The following is a 16330-nucleotide window of genomic DNA, read 5'->3' as shown; positions in this document are numbered from 1 at the left end:
GTCGATCATATGCTGCCAGTTATCAGTCAGCCCCAGATCTACCAGGGTCTGTAAAAGAGCATCCCAGACACCCTGTTCAGCCCAACGCCGGAACCGGACATAGACCGAGTTTCACTTGCCGTAGCGTTCATGCATGTCCCGCCAGGGGCAACCCGTTCGTGGAACATGCAGCATACCATTGAGAAACTGGCGATTGTCTCCAGATGGACGTGCCCAACGTCCACGCTCAGGCGGCAGAAGCGGACCAATCATCGCCCATTCCTGATCCGTCAGATCGCCTCGTGCCATGCCTGTTCTCTCTGCCCGTTATCCCACAGCCAGGAAGTGAATCAGAGCTCAGGCAGACCGTATAGATCTTTTGTCAACGTGGCCTAGGGGTTTGGTAAACAGACATCCTGCGCCGGCAATGGCGAACCAGCCCGGCTCAATCACTTGTACAGAGCAAATGCACCAAGCACGGTGCCAAAGGCCTGTGCATTAAATGTGAGAGTCACAAAATTGTTACAAATCCTGACCGCCGCCCACGATCACGACATCGAACTGTTCCGCCATTGCCCGGTTCATAGGCTTTCCGGCAGACGGAATTCCGTCTTGCGTTCACTATAACGGCCCACGAGATAGTCGGCCCGGTCACGTAGTAGCCATGTAAACTTCATCAGTTCCTCCATGACATTCACCATCCGGTCATAGAGGGGAGACGGCTTCATGCGGTCATCATCACCGAACTGCGTATAGGCCATTGGCACGCTGGATTGGTTGGGGATGGTGAACATCCACATCCACCGGCCCAGCATCCGCAGGGCATTGACGGAAGTGAAGCTATGCGATTCACCCGAAACTTGCATGACTGCCAGCATGCGGCCCTGCACCAGACCAGACCTTCCGCCGACCAGGTCGAGAATTCCCGCAATTCCTGCACTTTAGGATGGGGCGCGGGCACGGAATCCGCTGACCGGCAGGTTGGTCGGCTCGAACACCCGTTTCTCGGCGCCGAGGACTTTCAGAATGCGCTCTGCCTCCAGCACCAGCAAACGGCCTGAAGGATCGGGGACACAAAGAGCCGTAGAGCCGCAGGATACGCGGCGGATGATCCACACGCGGTTGCGGCTTCAGTCGCGCGAGATCGACCCATTCGAGATACTCCGGGTGCAGGGCTGGTAGGGTAGGTCTGGTCATATATATATATCGGTCCATTCGTGCATTACGAGTGGCTGATCCAGGGCAGCCACAGGGCCAGTGCCACGAGTGTTGCCAACAGGACGGGCGGTGTAATCACCAGACCCACCTTCATGTATTGCCACCATGTAACCTGATGGTTCTTGGAGGCCAGCACATGCAGCCACAGCAGTGTTGCGAGACTGCCGATTGGCGTGAATTTTGGCCCGAGGTCGCAGCCGATGACGTTGGCATAGACCATCAGGTCACGGGTCAGGGGTGTGATGTCGTGAGTCTGCTGGATCGCCAGAGACCCCAATAGCACGCTTGGCATGTTGTTCATGACCGACGACAAGAGGGCCGCCAGAAAGCCGGTACCGATGGTGGTCGTTAATGTTCCCCGATGGCCGAGCCAGACGAGTGCCGCCGCCAGATGATCGGTCAGCCCGGCATTGCGCAGGCCATAGACCACCAGATACATGCCCAGGGAGAAGATCACGATCTGCCACGGGGCGCCCCGCAGCACCTTGCGAACAGGGATCACCCGGCCATATCCGGCGACGAGCAACAGGATTCCGGCGGCCAGACAGGCTACGACACAGACCGGGATATGAAACGGCGCTGTCAGGAAATAGGCTGCCAGAACGAGCGCCAGCAGCGGAAATGCTACCCGGAATACATTGTGGTCACGAATGGCCACCGCAGGTGCTGGCAGTTCGGCGACGGGATAGGTCGCAGGTACCTGCCGCCGATACCACAGCCACAGGGCGGCAAGTGTTGCGCCGAGTGCCGCCAGATCGACCGGCACCATTATTGCGGCATAGCGGTCGAAGGGAATATCAAAAAAATTGGCGCTGACGATGTTCACCAGATTGGAGATGACCAGCGGCAGGCTGGTCGTATCCGCCACGAAGCCAGTGGCGATGATGAAGGCCAAGGCTGCAGCTTGGCTCAGGCGGAGTTGAGTAAGGATGGCGATGACAATGGGTGTGAGCAGCAGGGCCGCGCCGTCATTGGCGAAAACCGCTGCAATGGCCGCTCCCAGCACCACGATCAGCGGGAATAGTGTCTGGCCTCGTCCTTTGCCCCAGCGCACCACATGCAGGGCGGCCCAATGGAAGAAGCCGGCCTCGTCCAGCAGCAGCGAGATGACGATCAGCGCGATGAAGGTAAAGGTCGCGTCCCAGACGATGTGCCAGACGACAGGAATGTCGTGCCAGTGGATCACGCCAGCCATCAGGGCTACGGTGGCACCTGCCATGGCGCTCCAGCCGATACCCAGCCCTCTCGGCTGCCAGATGACGAAAACGAGCGTGGCGATGAAAATGGCAAGGGCCAGCATCAGACGATCCGCTTTCCGGATTCATCCACGATTTTCTCACCATCTTCCTTGGTGAACGCGCCACGCTGCGGCGCAGGAAGCAGGTCCATGACTCTCTCGGAAGGACGGCAGAGTGCGATACCGAGCGGCGTTGCGACGATGGGCCGATTGATCAGGATCGGGTGTGCGATCATGGCGTCGATCAGCGCATCATCCGTCAGGACCGGATTATCAAGGCCGAGTTCGTGGAAGAGCGTGCCCTTTTCCCGCAGGACCGAGCGTACCGGAACCCCCATACGGGCGATCAGTTCGATTAGTTCAGCCCGGTTCGGCGATGTTTTCAGATATTCGATGATCCGGGGCTCCTCGCCGCTGTTGCGGATCAGAGCCAGTACGTTGCGCGACGTGCCGCAGGCCGGATTGTGGTAGATCGTGATGGTCATGAGCAGGATTCCGGGGACGAACAGCAGGAGGACAGGGTCGCGATCAGGGGCGCGCAGAGTTCGGGACTGCCCGCGCAGCAATCCCTGACAAGGAAAAGCAGCAGGTCACGCAGGCGCGGAAGACAGGCGCGATAGACGATCAGCCGACTATGGCGTTGCGAGGTCAGCAGGCCGGCCCGGGTCAGAGTGGCGAGGTGAGCCGAGATCGTGTTCTGTGGGACATCGAGATGCCGCGCGACGTTTCCGGCAGGCAACCCGTCCGGCTCATGGCGTACCAGCAGACGAAAGATCTCCAGCCGCGTAGGTTGCGACAGGGCAGTCAGGGCCACGAGGGCAGATTCTGTATCCATAAATCGACGATCATGGATATATTGGATGAAGTCAAGGCTACCCAGGACGTGTCTCGGTCAGAACCTGGAGAGCGGTGTCACACACCGAACAGGCGGCCGATCCCGCCCGTGACGATCATCGCAACAACACCCCAGAACGTCACGCGCAGTGCTGGACGCAAAGGCGCCGCACCGCCGGCAATCGCGCCAACGACGCCCAGAACAGCGAGAACCACGACGGACGTCAGGGACACGCCCCAGGATACCCACGCCACGGGGGTCAGAACCGCCGCGAGCACGGGCAGCAAGGCTCCGGATGAAAAGGCGGTTGCTGAGGCGAATGCCGCCTGTATGGGTCTTGCCGCCGTGGCCTCGGACAGACCCAGTTCATCCCTGGCATGGGCGCCGAGCGCATCATGCTTCATGAGGGCGACGGCGACCTTGCGCGCGAGATCTCCATCCAGTCCTCTCTTCTGATAGATCCCGGCCAGTTCGGTGACTTCTCCCTCCCAGTCCGTGGCTAGTTCCTGTCTTTCGCGGGCGATATCGGCGTGTTCGGAATCAGCCTGGGAACTGACCGAAACATACTCGCCAGCCGCCATGGACAGGGCGCCTGCGACAAGTGCGGACAAACCCGCGATGAGAATGCTGCCGCGTGTCGCATGAGAACTGGCCACGCCGACGATGAGGCTGCCGGTTGACAGTGTTCCGTCATTGGCGCCGAGAACGGCCGCACGCAGCCACCCGAGTTTCTCGACAGAATGACGTTCGGCCAGAGGATGGAGACGCGACATCAGACGACCTGTTGTTTCTGGTAAATAGAATTCAAGCATAAGATGTGTCTCTTGTCGTTACAATAGATATTTTATTCTGATATTGCGAGTTATTTTCAATATTATCGATGTTTTCGGGAAATCTGTTCTGTTCAGAACCCTGTCAGGTAAGCATGATATGAAAATGGATTCAGATTTTTCTGCCGAGACACATATGCCTGATTCAACGCCGCACATCGCGGACGGTCTGTTGCGCTACGACAGACCGACGATCATCCTGCACTGGATGACAGCCTTTCTGGTGCTGTTTCAGTTCGCCGTGGGTGAGACCTGGAACTGGCCGGCAAAATCCGTCCATCATCTGATGGTCGTCGCGCATCTGACCGCCGGTATCCTGCTGACGGCGATCATGGCGGTCCGTATTGTCTGGCGTCTGACGGAAGGTCGACACCTGTCGGACCTTCTCCGGCCCCTGGACCGGATATTCGCGCTTGGAGCGGAGTACATGCTTTATGGGCTGCTTTTGGCGGAAATCGTGCTCGGCTATCTCTGGCGATGGGGTGCCGGACAGACGATGAGTTTTTTCGGCTTCCTGATCCCATCCCCATTTGCGCGGTTCCCACCGTTAACCGTGACGTGGCTTCACACGCTGCATAGCTGGAACGCCTGGCTGATCATGGGTCTTGCGACAGGCCACGGCGCAGCGGCGCTTTTTCATCAGTTCGTCCTAAAAGACAAAGTACTTGGGCGCATGCTGCCGCGGGGGTTCTTGTCTCGTCAGAGAGACGATCAGCGTCCTGTCTGATTTTCATAACCAAGCAGCACCGTGATGCTGGGCCGCCAACAAGCCAGGGCTGATGCTCTATGTGTTGTTACTGTCGGCCTGACATGGCTTCTGGTGTATGAGAATTTTCGACCGGTTAAGGGAGGCTTTTCCCGTCGAGCGGGAAGATAAGCGCCCAAAGCGCCGGTTGGATCAGGGTATTATGCTGGCAGCCGCAAGATGAAACGGACTGCGCCGCCTGTACAACAAGCTTTGATTCCTGGGCACTGCATGAACAGGCATTGTGGCGCATGCGGATCGGCCCGCGTACATGCCACGGCGTATGCGTCATATGGTTCTCGGCGCCCTGAATGCTGCGCGACAACTCTGGCGGGCCCAACCAGTTCGTCACAGTCCGGGATCTGTATAATGCCCAGTTCATGCGCGATCAGTTTGAAGGGCTAACGGCAACGCTGGCCGGGATCAAGGGATGGTTTGTGTTCTCCCTGAATGACAGGCCGGAGATGTGTGAGATACTCGGCCGGTTCGACATCGAAGTGGTCGATGTTGAGTATTCGATCAATCGTTCGTCTGCTGTCCAAGGGTGTCGTGGCGAGGTTTTAATCATCACCTAAGGGCCGTTTAAGCGACGCCTAATGGGCAAGCAGGATAGAGCAAAAAGGGTTTCAGACTGACTGTCCGGCAGTTCCAAACCGATTGTCGCGCTTCAAGGAGACTGGAAATGAGCGACCTGTACTGGCAGACGGATGAACAGATGGATCGTTTGCGCCCTTTTTTCCCCAAGAGCTGCTGCAGGCTACGCGTTGATGATCGCCGCGTGTTGAGCGGCGTCATCTTTGTTAACCGAAACGGCCTGACTTCTGGAAAGGCAAAGCTCCAGACCATCATGATGGATGCTGGAAGACCTGGGGCCTGAGCTTGTGGCGGAAGCCCCTGCGCACAGGCGGCAGTGTTCTTTGGGCGTGTGCTGGTCAGGAAAGCGGTAAGACTTTTTCAGAATTATTATGTGGTGCCAGTCCGAACTGCTGTTCCAACATTGCGCAATAGCACTTCTGGCGACTGATATGTGTTTCCGGAAGGGCAAGTCGACTTGCCAGAAGGCGATGCATGTAGGCGACTTCGTCGATGTGATTACGCCGGCTGAGCGTATGGGTGACTGAGTCTCCATGTCTCCGGTGCACATTGAGGGGTTGAGCCAGATAGATGACCTCGACGTTTTTCTGCGTGAGCAGTTCAAGATAAATGCGCCAGTCGCCTGCAACGCGCAGGGTTTTCAGGTCTGTCTGACAACCATTGATCGCTGTCAGTAAATGTTTTTTTCGAAAGAGCGCACTGCTGACATTGAGGACAAGATTGCGTTCCGACAGGCAGCCCCGGAGAAAATTCTCTCCTGTAAAGTGACTGTCACTTTCCATAAGTAATCCTGCGCTCTCAGAGTAATAGGTGCGATAGGATGGAAAAATTGGAGCGCCGTCTTCGTCGACGGCCCGGCTGTCCGTAAATGCCATGACGACAGCGGGCTTGTTCTTGATACCGTCCAGAATACGCTCAAGAAATTCCGGTTCGCAGAAATCGTCCGCCTCGGCAATCCAGACCCAGTCCCCACGTGCGATCCTGACGGCTTTGTGCCACTGCCTGAAGACCGAGCCCGAGGTGACGGTATTCTCGATGCAGATGATCTCACGATCCCAGTCTTTTGCCGTCTGTCGGGCAATTTCGAGGCTGTTGTCGTCTGAGGCGTCGTCGAGCACGATGATCTCAAAGACCGGTACCGTCTGCGCAAAAATCGAAGAAAGGCGGCGGCCCATATAGCGTGCGTAATTGTGTGAGGGGATGACGACGGAAATTTTCGGGATCACGGGCAGGGCGAGGCTCAGAAGTTCCTGGGCATAATGCCCGAAGCTAAAGCGTTGGGCAGCAGCGTGAGCGGTTTTCTGTCGTTCGCGGTTCGAGCGTTCTGTGGACCATGCCGCCAGTTTGTTTGCCGCGTTCGCCATCGCGGGCACATCCGCAAAGGGAACAATACTGTTGCGATGGTCTGTTTCAAAATCGATCTGTTGCAGGAGATCCGGAATTCCGCCGGTTTCCTCGAACGCAACACAGGGTAGCCCGGCCGCCAAAGCTTCCAGGACGACTGAGGGATACGGATCTTCGCGTGAAGTGAGAGCAAAGACGTCTGCCGCAGCCAGCCATGCCGGCACATTTTCGACCCTGCCAGGCATGTGGAATGCTCCACTGGAGAGGGCACTGTTCAGTTCGACATGCAGGTTGTTCTTCAGGGACGGATCAATATCGCCCAGCCAGACATAGTGGACTGCGCCCTGCATTTTGCGCCAGAGTTGAAGGAAAAGGTCAAAGCCTTTACGCAGGTCTGCATAGCCGGCACCGATGATGATCCGGTCAGTTGCCCCAAGACCCATTTCCCTGCGGATTATCTGTCGGGCCTGCAATGAAAAGGGCATCTCAGTGTAGAGACCCTGCGGCAGGATCTTCAGATTGTTCAGGGCTTCCAGATCAAGTCTTTTCGCTACACTTTGCGCCGGTGCAATGACATGGCGTGCCAGCGTACAGGCCTTTTCCATGGGGGCGTGCAGGTTACGACTGCGCAGGAGCGCGGGAAGCTCATGAATGAGGAACAGAAAGCCGATATCTGCTTCCGCAAGGTGGGGCGCCAGGGCTGAACTGGCCGCACTGTTGAGGATTGCCGACTGAAATCCCTGCCTGCGGAGATGTTCCAGACGCGCCGTGGTGGTTTTTGAGTCCACCGTAACGATCTCTGTGGGTGCCACGTTACGATATTCGTCGAGGAGGGCGCCTCCGTCGAGGAGGAGAAACTGGATTTCAGCGCCAAAGCAGTGCTTCAGCGTGCGGCCGGTTTCGAGCAGCAGTCGCTGTGCGCCTGCCGGAAACGCGTCATGTCCAATCAGAAGGAGTCCGGATCGCGAGCGGTTTTTCCCGGCGCCGGTACAGGCGCGTGCCGTTGCGTTGAGATAGGCGCTTCCGAAATGCTGGTCCGGTTCCAGATAGGCGCCCTCGGCCCATTCATTCCAGGCGTTGATGCAGACAACCGGGTCTCCGAAGAATGTGCGGGACTGGGCCTGTTCGATCAGGCCGCTGAGCCAGCGTTCATAGAGTTCCGGCGTTGACCCATGCAGAACAAGGCCTTTGCCCTGCCGTCGCGCGTCATTATCCCATGAAGGCGCTGCGGTCCTGATCAGGGGGAACGGTGTTCTCGGCTGGGCGAGGGCTTTATCCACCACTTCGCCGTAGTCATAGACCTGACCGCTGAAGTCATTATCGAACAGCGTGATTTCGTCATTGATCAGGTTGCAGTTCGAGACAACCTTGTGGGGCGGAAACTCGATGGCGCCGTCCAGGCCGAAGAGATCGGGGTTTTCGTCACCGAAGGCCTGTCCCATGACAAAAAGCGGATCCAGGCCATGGCGGGTGCGGAACAGCGTACGCCATCTGACGAAGGCTGCCGGAGCATCGGGGATCGTCCCGGGCCGATAGACCATGAGCACGGGTCGGCCATCAAAATGGATGTAGCGTGCATCACGCAGATACCTGGCAAAGCAGTCCACGAGGGCCTCGTCGTCCTCGGAACGGTAATCCTGCGCGATCAGCAGGTCATCGTCTGATCCATCCCAGCGGCGGCTCCAGTTCTCGTTGGCCCACATGAGGCAGAACGGAAGATCGATCTGCGGGTTGGACAGCAGAATTTCCAGAGGCTGGTCCAGCAGGCGTTTGCGGTTGAACCAGTAGAAATAGAAAATGAAGCCTTCGATCCCCGCGGCTTGGGCCATCGCAGCCTGTCGCTCGAGGATTTCGGGTGTGTTCAGGGTATAATGCCCCAGATCCCGTGGAATACGGGGCTGGTAATGGTCCGAAAAGCGCGGAATCCCTCGGGGCAGGTTGGTCCATTCCGTGAAACCTTCGCCCCACCAGGCGTCATTTTCGGGAATGGTATGAAACTGCGGCAGGTAATAGGCCAGAATACGGGCGCGGCGGATGGCGCTTCGGGGTAACGGGCGTGCTTTTTCAAAAAGCGGCCCTGGCTTGCTCCGACGCTTGATTTCACCAAAAACCGATATCTCGGTTTCGGGGCTGCACGGATGGATATCCGGCCGGCCGCGGTTTTCCAGATAATGCAGCAGCGGATTGCTGTCCGGAGAGTGCCGAAGGTATTTCCGCCTGTAATAAAGGGGATCAAACCCGTCGAAAGGTTTGCGGGCCTCGCGAAACCCCTGAACCATGTAGTGCTCAAGCGCATCGAGGCCGGCTTTGGCGACATCGGGATAGGTGCGCAGATAGAAGTCCGGATCGAACTCCGGGATCGGCCGCAGCGGCGTGTTGTGGCGGTTCTTCAGGTAATGGGCGAGGGCCAGCATCCGTTCCGGGACGTGGTAGGTGCGCGCGTACCACACTGGATCGAACCATGCGATCGGACGGCGCCCCTCGCGTTCTCCGTGCAGGATATAATGCAGCAAGGGATCACCGATGACGTCGCGGTTCTGGCTGAGATACCAGTGCGGGTCAAAGAAGGGATTGGGTTTACGACCCTCCCGCCATCCATGCTGGTGGTAATGCCGAAGAACGGCGGTTCCGAGCGTGTGCAGGTCCGGGTTGGATTTCAGATAATAAAATGCGTCAAAAATGCCGGAATGTCCCAGAATCTGCAGGGGAGATGCGTCAGCCGGAAACGGCGATATCCGTGAATCTTCAACAGAGGAATGTGAGAACGGATGCGGCATGTATAACTTTTTTACGTTTTTTTAACTTTATTCAAGGTGTTAATTCATCGTCAATCCAAAAGGGGATTTGATCGTATCGGCAGGCAGTGCCATACCGTGGCGCCCGGGAGGCATGAGGCCTCAGTCGTGGCATCAGGGGTGTATCTGGGATGGACATCAGCGCGTCACCGAGTATCGCGGATGGGCCGGTCTACACACATCAGACCGTGCGGCTGGACAGCGGTCTCGATCTGGAATGTGGCGTGCATCTGGCGCCGCTGGAGGTCGCCTACTGCACCTACGGCACGCTCTCACCAGCACGGGATAATGCGATCCTGGTCTGTCATGCCCTGACGGGGGACCAGTACCTGGCGGAACGCAATCCCCTGACCGGCAAACCCGGCTGGTGGAGCCGGATGGTGGGGCCGGGGCTTCCGATCGATACGGATCGTTATTTCGTCGTGTGCTCCAATGTCCTTGGCGGCTGCATGGGCACGACGGGACCGCGATCGATCTGTGCTGAGACGGGAAAGGCGTGGGACAGTGAGTTTCCGCCAATCACGATGCATGACATCGTGGCCGCGCAGGCGAAGCTGATCGATCATCTGGGCATAGATCGTCTTTTTGCGGTCATTGGCGGTTCGATGGGCGGAATGCAGGCGCTGACCTGGGCCGCGGACTTTCCGGACCGCGTGTTTGCTGCCATGCCGATCGCAACGTCGCCCTTCCATTCGGCCCAGAACATCGCATTCAATGAAGTCAGCCGGCAGGCCATCTTTGCCGATCCGGACTGGCATGACGGCCATTACAGGGATTTCGGTGCCATTCCAGCTCGCGGACTGGGGGTGGCGCGCATGATGGCGCATATCACCTATCTGTCCGAGGAAGCTCTCAGCCGCAAATTCGGACGCCGGGTCCGGCATGACGCGGCAACAGCGGTGCCGGCGTCCAGCAGTCCGTCGCTGTTCGGGGAAATGTTTGAGGTCGAGAGCTATCTGCGCCACCAGGGCTCATCGTTCGTGCGGCGCTTTGATGCCAATTCGTATCTGACGATCACCCGGGCGATGGATTATTTCGATCTGGCCGCAGAACATGACGGCGATCTGGCCAACCCGTTCCGGAAATCGCAGACCCGTTTCTGTGTCGTGTCGTTCAGCTCGGACTGGCTGTTCCCCACATCCCAGTCCCGCCTTCTGGTGCGGGCACTCAACCGGGCAGGGGCGAACGTCTCTTTCGTGGAAATCGAGAGTGACCGCGGGCATGATGCCTTTCTGCTGGAGGAGCCGGATTTCGATCGGACAATCCGCGGCTTCATCACGGGTGCGGCCGAACATGCGGCCCTTAAGGCGGGAGAACGCTGATGCGCGTGGACCAGAGGCTCATTGCCGAAATGATTGCGCCCCGTGCCCGTGTTCTCGATGTCGGAAGCGGGGACGGCACCCTGATCGATTATCTGTATCGCACGCGGTCCTGCGATGCGCGGGGGATTGAGATCGACATGCAGAACGTGACGCAGTCCGTCGCGCACGGCCTGCCGGTCATGCATGGAGACGCCGATCACGATCTGGCGGACTATCCCGATGACACGTTCGATTACGTCGTGCTGCAAAGAACGCTTCAGGCCGTCGAACGCCCGCGCGAGGTCCTGAGGCAGATGCTCAGGATCGGGCGTCATGCCATTGTATCCTTTCCCAATTTCGGTCACTGGCGGCTGAGGCTTCAGCTTCTGACGACGGGGCGGATGCCGATGACGCCCGTGTGGAATACACCCTGGTATTCCACGCCGAATATTCATCCCTGCACGATCCGGGACTTTCTCCTGCTCTGCGAGGAAGAGGGTTATGTCATTCAGCAATGGCTGGCGATCGATGAGGATGGTGCCCGTGCCCCGTGGCGTCGTTCCATCCGGCTGGCCAATCTGTTCGGTGAACAGGCCATGTTCCTGCTCAAGCGGGCGGGACACTGACAGCACTATTTTGATGAGCCCGTTTTCATATTTCGCAACCTTCGCTCTGCGGTACGGTTAAACCTTGAAGCCGGAGTCTGCTTTTCGCAGGGTCCGGGTTGATAACCGTCAGAGTGGAGTTGCCGATTCATGAGCGAAATTCTTCAGGCCATCGTATCCCGGCGCGCGACCAAGCATTTTGATCCGGAATATCAGATCTCCGAAGCCGAACTGACGGCCATCCTCGAAGCCGCCCGTCATGCCCCCACTGCATTCAATATCCAGAATTATCGCTTTCTGGTCGTGCGGGACCGGGAGCAGCGCCGTCGTATTCGTGCTGCAGCCTGGGATCAGCCGCAAGTGGAGGACTGTGCCGCGCTGATTGTCATGTGTGCTGACATCAAGGCCTGGGAGAAAGATCCGGCCCGCTACTGGAAAGATGCGCCCGAGTCCGTGCGCGAGGGTTATGTCGGCATGATCCGCTCCTATTACGAAGGACGTGAGCAGGTGCAGCGGGACGAGGGGATCCGGTCCTGTGGTCTTGCGGCCTATGCGCTCATGATGGCAGCAGCAGCGCATGGCCTTCAGACCTGCCCCATGGATGGTTTCGACTTCGGTCAGGTTGGGGAGATCATCAATCTTCCAGCGGATCATGAAATTGTGATGTTCGTCGCGCTTGGACGTGAGGCATCATCGCCTCGACCCCGTGGCGGGTTTTTGCCTCTTGATGCAGTGGTTCAGTACGACTGCTTCTCTTGATTGCAAAATTTCAAGAAATACCAATGGCTTTTTTCAGCTAAGGGTCCCTGTCTCCTTGCAATGGGACAAGCGTTGTCCTACATCCCACGGGCACTTCAGGGCCAGTCTGCTGAAGTGTGATGATGACTTCATAACCCGCCAGTTCTGTTCTGTCCGGGCCTGTTTCAGGCCCGGTTTAACAGGTGAGGCAGGGTGGAAAATGGGGTCACTTGCCATAAATGCCTGCGGCCAGTTGGTCAGGCAGGGGATATAACGGTGCGGTTGCCTGAGCATGACCTTGCCGTCTCAAAGGAGAGGTCCATGACCAGTTTCGCCGAACTCAAGCTTGCCGAGCCAATTCAGAAGGCTCTCGCGGAAGAAGGCTACACCACGCCGACCCCGATTCAGGCCGGTGCCATCCCTTATCTGCTCGAAGGTCGCGATCTTCTCGGTCTGGCCCAGACCGGAACCGGCAAGACGGCAGCATTCGCGCTCCCCATCCTGAACCATATCTTCACGAATCGTCGCCCCGCGCCGCCGAAGGGCGTCCGTGCCCTGGTTCTTGCGCCCACGCGTGAACTGGCGTCGCAGATCGGTGAGAGCTTTGCCGCTTATGCGCGGCACATGAAGTTCTCCTATGCCGTCGTGTTCGGTGGGGTCGGGCAGGGACGCCAGATCGAGGCCACCCGTCGCGGTGTGGACGTCCTCGTGGCTGCGCCCGGGCGTCTGCTTGATCTGATCGGGCAGAAGCATATCGATCTCTCCACTCTGGAAATCCTCGTTCTCGATGAGGCCGACCGGATGCTGGACATGGGCTTCGTGCGCGATATCCAGCGCATCATGGCCCTGCTTCCCAAGCAGCGTCAGACCCTGCTGTTCTCGGCAACCATGCCGCCGTCCATCAGCGACCTGGCCCATTCGCTTCTGAAGAACCCGGCAACGGTTCAGGTCACGCCTGAATCGAGCACGGTTGATCGCATCAATCAGGCTGTCATGTTCGTTGACTCGGGCAGCAAGAAAGATGCAGCTCTCATGCTGCTGGAAAGCCCGAGCGTTGCCCGTGCTGTGGTGTTCACGCTGATGAAGCATGAAGCCAACAAGGTTGCCGAGTTCCTGAACAAGAACGGGATCCGGGCGGAAGCCATCCATGGCAACAAGTCCCAGGGTGCCCGTGAGCGCGCCATGGCCGGTTTCCGCAGTGGCGCCATCAAGGCGCTGGTGGCTACCGACATCGCGGCTCGCGGTATCGACGTGGACGAGGTCAGTCACGTCTTCAACTACGATCTGCCGAATGTGCCGGAATCCTATGTCCACCGTATTGGCCGTACGGCCCGGGCTGGACGTGAGGGTTGTGCAGTCTCCCTGTGTGACGCCGAACAGCGCGCATGGCTCAAGGATATTGAGAAGAAGATCGGCAAGCCCATTCCGGTTGTGACGGATCACCCTTTCCATTCCGAAGAGGCCCGACTGTCCACGCAGCGTCCGCCGGTTCTGGGTGGTGGTCGTGGCGGCGGCGGCGGTGGACGCCGTCGCTCGGGACCGCCCTCGGGTGGTCGTCCAGGCGGCAGTCGTGGTGGCGCCCCCGGTCGTGGTGGTCCCCGCCCAGGCGCGCGCTGATCTCATTCAAACGCATACTGAAAAGGCCGCCTCTGCCAATGCAGGGGCGGCCTTTTTGCATTCCAGTCTGACAACAAGCATCAAAATCATGCGCTCCAAGAACGGTGACGTGTTCAGAGTGCTTTATGGGGGGTATGGCGGAGGGAGTGTCCGTCGCTGTGAGGCGTCATGGAAAAGCGGATCGGCTCAATAACTGTTGTTTTTCATGTATTTACTAAAATCCATGCCGTCCTGAAAAACCAGATAGACGCATGTAAACCCATCCCGTAGGGATTGACCCCTCGAAGAGAAAGCCTGGCAGAAGGGACAGACCGTTCCGGACCTGACCTTCGCACAGGTTGCCGAGCAGTACATCACCGAGCAGGCTCCCGGCTGGAAAGACCCGCGCTCGGCGCCCATGTGGCGCAGCTCTCTGGAGCGGCATGTCTCTCCCATCCTCGGTCAAAAACCGATTGGCAGCGTGCAGACAGAAGACGTGCTCGCTGTCCTGCGACCGATCTGGGAGAACACGACCGAAACCGCAACACGGCTGCGTGGACGGATGGAGCGTATTCTGGATTACGCGCAGGACCATTAGTGGCGCGAAGGCGAAAACCCGGCCCGCTGGCGGGGTCATCTGGCCAACATCCTCCCCAAACCCACGGCGGTCGCCAGGGTGGTACATCATGCAGCCGTGCCCTATCGCGACCTCTTACCAGGCTATAGCCGCCTCAGCGCCCAGCATGGTGTGGCCGCACGCTTCTCGTCTGCCTGACCGCAACCGAAGCCTTCCCGCAGCCCTAGAGGGATCAGACCCTGCATTCCAAGGCGGGGCTTCCGCAGGAAACCTGCCAAATACGACAGACGGAAGTACAAGTGTCGTAACTGCATCGAGATCATATTCGGAAGGCGCAAGGCCTGGAGGTTCGTCTCAACACGCTATGACAAATGGCTGAGCATCTTCTTCTGGTACTCCACTATTCCCATAATGGCCCGCATCGGTCGCACATAACGGATTGTCAAACAATCAGGGAGCAAATCTCTCCTTCACGGGCGGATGCGCGAGAAAGCCAGTTGGGCAAGACCGGCACTTAAGATGGCTGAAAGTATAAGTAGCAGAAGGGAAAGGGAGGGAGGGACCATGAAATGACCTGACAATGCTCCCCTCATCCCGTCAATTCCGTAAGTGAGGGGATTACAGAATGCCAGAGCACGGATGAACGTTGTCTGGCCTTCAAGTGGAAACACCGCGCCTGAGAGATAGAAAAGAGGCGTGACGATAAAATTGACGATTTGCGAGAAACTCTGCGCGTCGCTCATGACGGAACCGAGGATTGAGCCGAAAAAGGCGAAGATCAGTGCTATCAGGAGCGCAAAGAGGAGAGCGAGCCCAATTTGCCCGGCACCGGGCAAAACATTTCCTGCGACAAGACAGAGCAGACCCACGAGTACGGCCTGAAGCAAGGCCACACTGGCAACTCCGAGCGCCCTGCCCAGCAGAATCCAGATGCGGGATACCGGTGCCACAAGCGTTTCCTTGATAAAGCCGAACTGACGGTCCCAGAGAAGATCTGAGCCTGAGTAGACGGCATTAAACAGAATGCCTGCGCCGATCACACCAGGAGCGAGAAAGGCGAAATAGTTCCCCTCTCCAGCCTTGCGAAAGACAGGTGCAAAGCCAAGGCCGAGGGCTATCAGGAACAGAAAAGGCTGGGCCAGCGCCGAGATGACACGCCCGCGTGCACGTAGAAAACTCCGGATCTGTCGCAGCCAGAGACAGTAAAGGACATCGACCATGTCAGGCTCCGGCAACGGCAGAAAGGTCTTCTTCCGCCTGTTCTTCGGCGGTCAGAAACAAGAAACTGTCCTCAAGGGTCGTTTTTTCGGAGTGACGGATGATGGCATCCACCGAGCCCTGGATGATGATACGCCCCTTCTTGATCACGGCCACGTTGTGGGCGAACCGCTCTACTTCATCGAGATAATGGCTGGTCAGGAAAATGGTCGTTCCGTATTTGCTTTGGAGATGCTGCAGATGCGCCCAGAGGATACGCCTGCTTTTCGGATCGAGGCCAAGCGTAGGTTCATCCAGAAAGACCAGAGCCGGCCGGTGCAGAAGCGCGCGTGCGATCTCGATACGCCGTCTGAGGCCGCCGCTTAGTGCATCGACCATACTGTCACGACGATCGGAAACATCAAAAAGGGCAAGCACGTCTCCGATACGTGCGCGTCTCTCTGCGCGTGGAATCTGATGGAGGACACAATGCATCCACAGATTCTCATGCACGGTCATAGTTTTATCGAGCGTACAATCCTGAAATACTACCCCAAAATGGCGACGTGCGCCCATCGGATCTTTCGCGAGATCCACACCATTTAGTAGGATGCGCCCTTTGTCCGGGGGAAGAAGGGTAGTCAGCATTTTGATGGTGGTGGTCTTACCTGCGCCGTTTGGCCCCAGAAAGGCAAAGGTTTCACCCGCAGCGACCGAAAAATTCAGCTGGTCGACCACG

Annotated in this window: 15 protein-coding genes and 2 pseudogenes; 8 read left to right on the top strand and 9 right to left on the bottom strand. The window is 58.0% G+C overall.

Annotated features, from left to right (window positions below; translation table 11 throughout):
• Positions 1-111 precede the first annotated feature (111 nt).
• From HKD31_RS16070 to HKD31_RS09215, 6 genes and pseudogenes are all read right to left on the bottom strand, one after another.
• Positions 112-288: a transposase gene (locus HKD31_RS16070; RefSeq protein ID WP_228120399.1), complete on the bottom strand. Its 177-nt coding sequence runs from the start codon at positions 286-288 to the stop codon at positions 112-114.
• A 275-nt stretch (positions 289-563) separates the two neighbouring features.
• Positions 564-1202 (bottom strand): annotated as a pseudogene (locus HKD31_RS09235) (NADPH-dependent FMN reductase); the annotation flags it as partial.
• Positions 1202-2497 (bottom strand): arsenic transporter, encoded by a 1296-nt coding sequence (locus tag HKD31_RS09230; RefSeq protein WP_276529680.1) that lies wholly within the window; start codon positions 2495-2497, stop codon positions 1202-1204. The gene HKD31_RS09230 and the pseudogene HKD31_RS09235, both read right to left, overlap by 1 nt.
• Positions 2497-2919: an arsenate reductase (glutaredoxin) gene (gene arsC / locus HKD31_RS09225; protein WP_194264492.1), complete on the bottom strand. Its 423-nt coding sequence runs from the start codon at positions 2917-2919 to the stop codon at positions 2497-2499. The genes HKD31_RS09230 and arsC overlap by 1 nt, the downstream gene beginning before the upstream one ends.
• A complete protein-coding gene (locus HKD31_RS09220; RefSeq protein ID WP_194264493.1) occupies positions 2916-3269 on the bottom strand; it encodes an ArsR/SmtB family transcription factor in 354 nt (117 codons plus the stop codon). The genes arsC and HKD31_RS09220 overlap by 4 nt, the downstream gene beginning before the upstream one ends.
• Before the next feature lie 77 nt (positions 3270-3346).
• On the bottom strand, positions 3347-4042 hold the full coding sequence (locus HKD31_RS09215; protein ID WP_194264494.1) for a VIT1/CCC1 transporter family protein: 696 nt from the start codon (positions 4040-4042) through the stop codon (positions 3347-3349).
• Positions 4043-4235: 193 nt separating this feature from the next.
• Here HKD31_RS09215 and HKD31_RS09210 point away from each other — a divergent pair, with 193 nt between their 5' ends.
• From HKD31_RS09210 to HKD31_RS09200, 3 genes and pseudogenes are all read left to right on the top strand, one after another.
• Positions 4236-4826, top strand: a complete 591-nt coding sequence (locus HKD31_RS09210) for a cytochrome b (protein ID WP_370543909.1) — start codon at positions 4236-4238, stop codon at positions 4824-4826.
• Between the two features lie 329 nt (positions 4827-5155).
• Positions 5156-5419: a DNA adenine methylase gene (locus HKD31_RS09205; protein WP_194264496.1), complete on the top strand. Its 264-nt coding sequence runs from the start codon at positions 5156-5158 to the stop codon at positions 5417-5419.
• Between the two features lie 107 nt (positions 5420-5526).
• Positions 5527-5661: pseudogene (locus HKD31_RS09200) on the top strand (IS5/IS1182 family transposase); the annotation flags it as partial.
• A 115-nt stretch (positions 5662-5776) separates the two neighbouring features.
• Here the strand turns inward: HKD31_RS09200 and HKD31_RS09195 are convergent.
• Positions 5777-9559: a glycoside hydrolase family 99-like domain-containing protein gene (locus HKD31_RS09195; protein ID WP_194264497.1), complete on the bottom strand. Its 3783-nt coding sequence runs from the start codon at positions 9557-9559 to the stop codon at positions 5777-5779.
• Between the two features lie 149 nt (positions 9560-9708).
• Between HKD31_RS09195 and metX the strand changes: the two genes are divergently transcribed.
• The 5 genes from metX (at position 9709) to HKD31_RS16345 (ending at position 14415) form a co-directional block, all read left to right on the top strand.
• Positions 9709-10899, top strand: a complete 1191-nt coding sequence (metX, locus tag HKD31_RS09190; RefSeq protein ID WP_194264498.1) for a homoserine O-acetyltransferase MetX — start codon at positions 9709-9711, stop codon at positions 10897-10899.
• On the top strand, positions 10899-11504 hold the full coding sequence (metW, locus tag HKD31_RS09185) for a methionine biosynthesis protein MetW (RefSeq protein WP_024716992.1): 606 nt from the start codon (positions 10899-10901) through the stop codon (positions 11502-11504). The genes metX and metW overlap by 1 nt, the downstream gene beginning before the upstream one ends.
• A 129-nt stretch (positions 11505-11633) precedes the next feature.
• Entirely contained in the window at positions 11634-12242 is a 609-nt protein-coding gene (locus HKD31_RS09180; protein WP_194264499.1) for a nitroreductase family protein, read from the top strand.
• A gap of 300 nt (positions 12243-12542) precedes the next feature.
• Positions 12543-13838, top strand: coding sequence for a DEAD/DEAH box helicase (locus tag HKD31_RS09175; protein WP_194264500.1), 1296 nt, complete (start codon positions 12543-12545; stop codon positions 13836-13838).
• A gap of 322 nt (positions 13839-14160) precedes the next feature.
• Positions 14161-14415, top strand: a complete 255-nt coding sequence (locus HKD31_RS16345) for a tyrosine-type recombinase/integrase (RefSeq protein WP_408872084.1) — start codon at positions 14161-14163, stop codon at positions 14413-14415.
• A 449-nt stretch (positions 14416-14864) separates the two neighbouring features.
• Here the strand turns inward: HKD31_RS16345 and HKD31_RS09165 are convergent, their stop codons facing one another.
• Positions 14865-15614, bottom strand: a complete 750-nt coding sequence (locus HKD31_RS09165) for an ABC transporter permease (protein ID WP_062494179.1) — start codon at positions 15612-15614, stop codon at positions 14865-14867.
• A gap of 1 nt (position 15615) precedes the next feature.
• The gene (locus tag HKD31_RS09160; protein WP_196757726.1) at positions 15616-16329 is read right to left on the bottom strand and encodes an ABC transporter ATP-binding protein; all 714 of its coding nucleotides are present in this window, start codon (positions 16327-16329) and stop codon (positions 15616-15618) included.
• Position 16330: the final 1 nt, after the last annotated feature.

Source organism: Gluconobacter potus (assembly GCF_015244705.1).
Classification (GTDB): domain Bacteria; phylum Pseudomonadota; class Alphaproteobacteria; order Acetobacterales; family Acetobacteraceae; genus Gluconobacter; species Gluconobacter potus.
Note: the sequence above shows the minus strand (reverse complement) of the source record. Positions and strands in the feature narration are given on the sequence as shown.

Coding starts and splice junctions, on each gene's coding strand:
- HKD31_RS09230 (WP_276529680.1), bottom strand. CDS start 2,497: ATGCTGGCCCTTGCCATTTTCATCGCCACGCTCGTTTTCGTCATCTGG.
- HKD31_RS16070 (WP_228120399.1), bottom strand. CDS start 288: ATGGCACGAGGCGATCTGACGGATCAGGAATGGGCGATGATTGGTCCG.
- HKD31_RS09215 (WP_194264494.1), bottom strand. CDS start 4,042: ATGTCGCGTCTCCATCCTCTGGCCGAACGTCATTCTGTCGAGAAACTC.
- HKD31_RS09195 (WP_194264497.1), bottom strand. CDS start 9,559: ATGCCGCATCCGTTCTCACATTCCTCTGTTGAAGATTCACGGATATCG.
- HKD31_RS09175 (WP_194264500.1), top strand. CDS start 12,543: ATGACCAGTTTCGCCGAACTCAAGCTTGCCGAGCCAATTCAGAAGGCT.
- HKD31_RS09220 (WP_194264493.1), bottom strand. CDS start 3,269: ATGGATACAGAATCTGCCCTCGTGGCCCTGACTGCCCTGTCGCAACCT.
- metX (WP_194264498.1), top strand. CDS start 9,709: ATGGACATCAGCGCGTCACCGAGTATCGCGGATGGGCCGGTCTACACA.
- HKD31_RS09180 (WP_194264499.1), top strand. CDS start 11,634: ATGAGCGAAATTCTTCAGGCCATCGTATCCCGGCGCGCGACCAAGCAT.
- metW (WP_024716992.1), top strand. CDS start 10,899: ATGCGCGTGGACCAGAGGCTCATTGCCGAAATGATTGCGCCCCGTGCC.
- arsC (WP_194264492.1), bottom strand. CDS start 2,919: ATGACCATCACGATCTACCACAATCCGGCCTGCGGCACGTCGCGCAAC.
- HKD31_RS09165 (WP_062494179.1), bottom strand. CDS start 15,614: ATGGTCGATGTCCTTTACTGTCTCTGGCTGCGACAGATCCGGAGTTTT.
- HKD31_RS09205 (WP_194264496.1), top strand. CDS start 5,156: ATGCTGCGCGACAACTCTGGCGGGCCCAACCAGTTCGTCACAGTCCGG.
- HKD31_RS09210 (WP_370543909.1), top strand. CDS start 4,236: ATGCCTGATTCAACGCCGCACATCGCGGACGGTCTGTTGCGCTACGAC.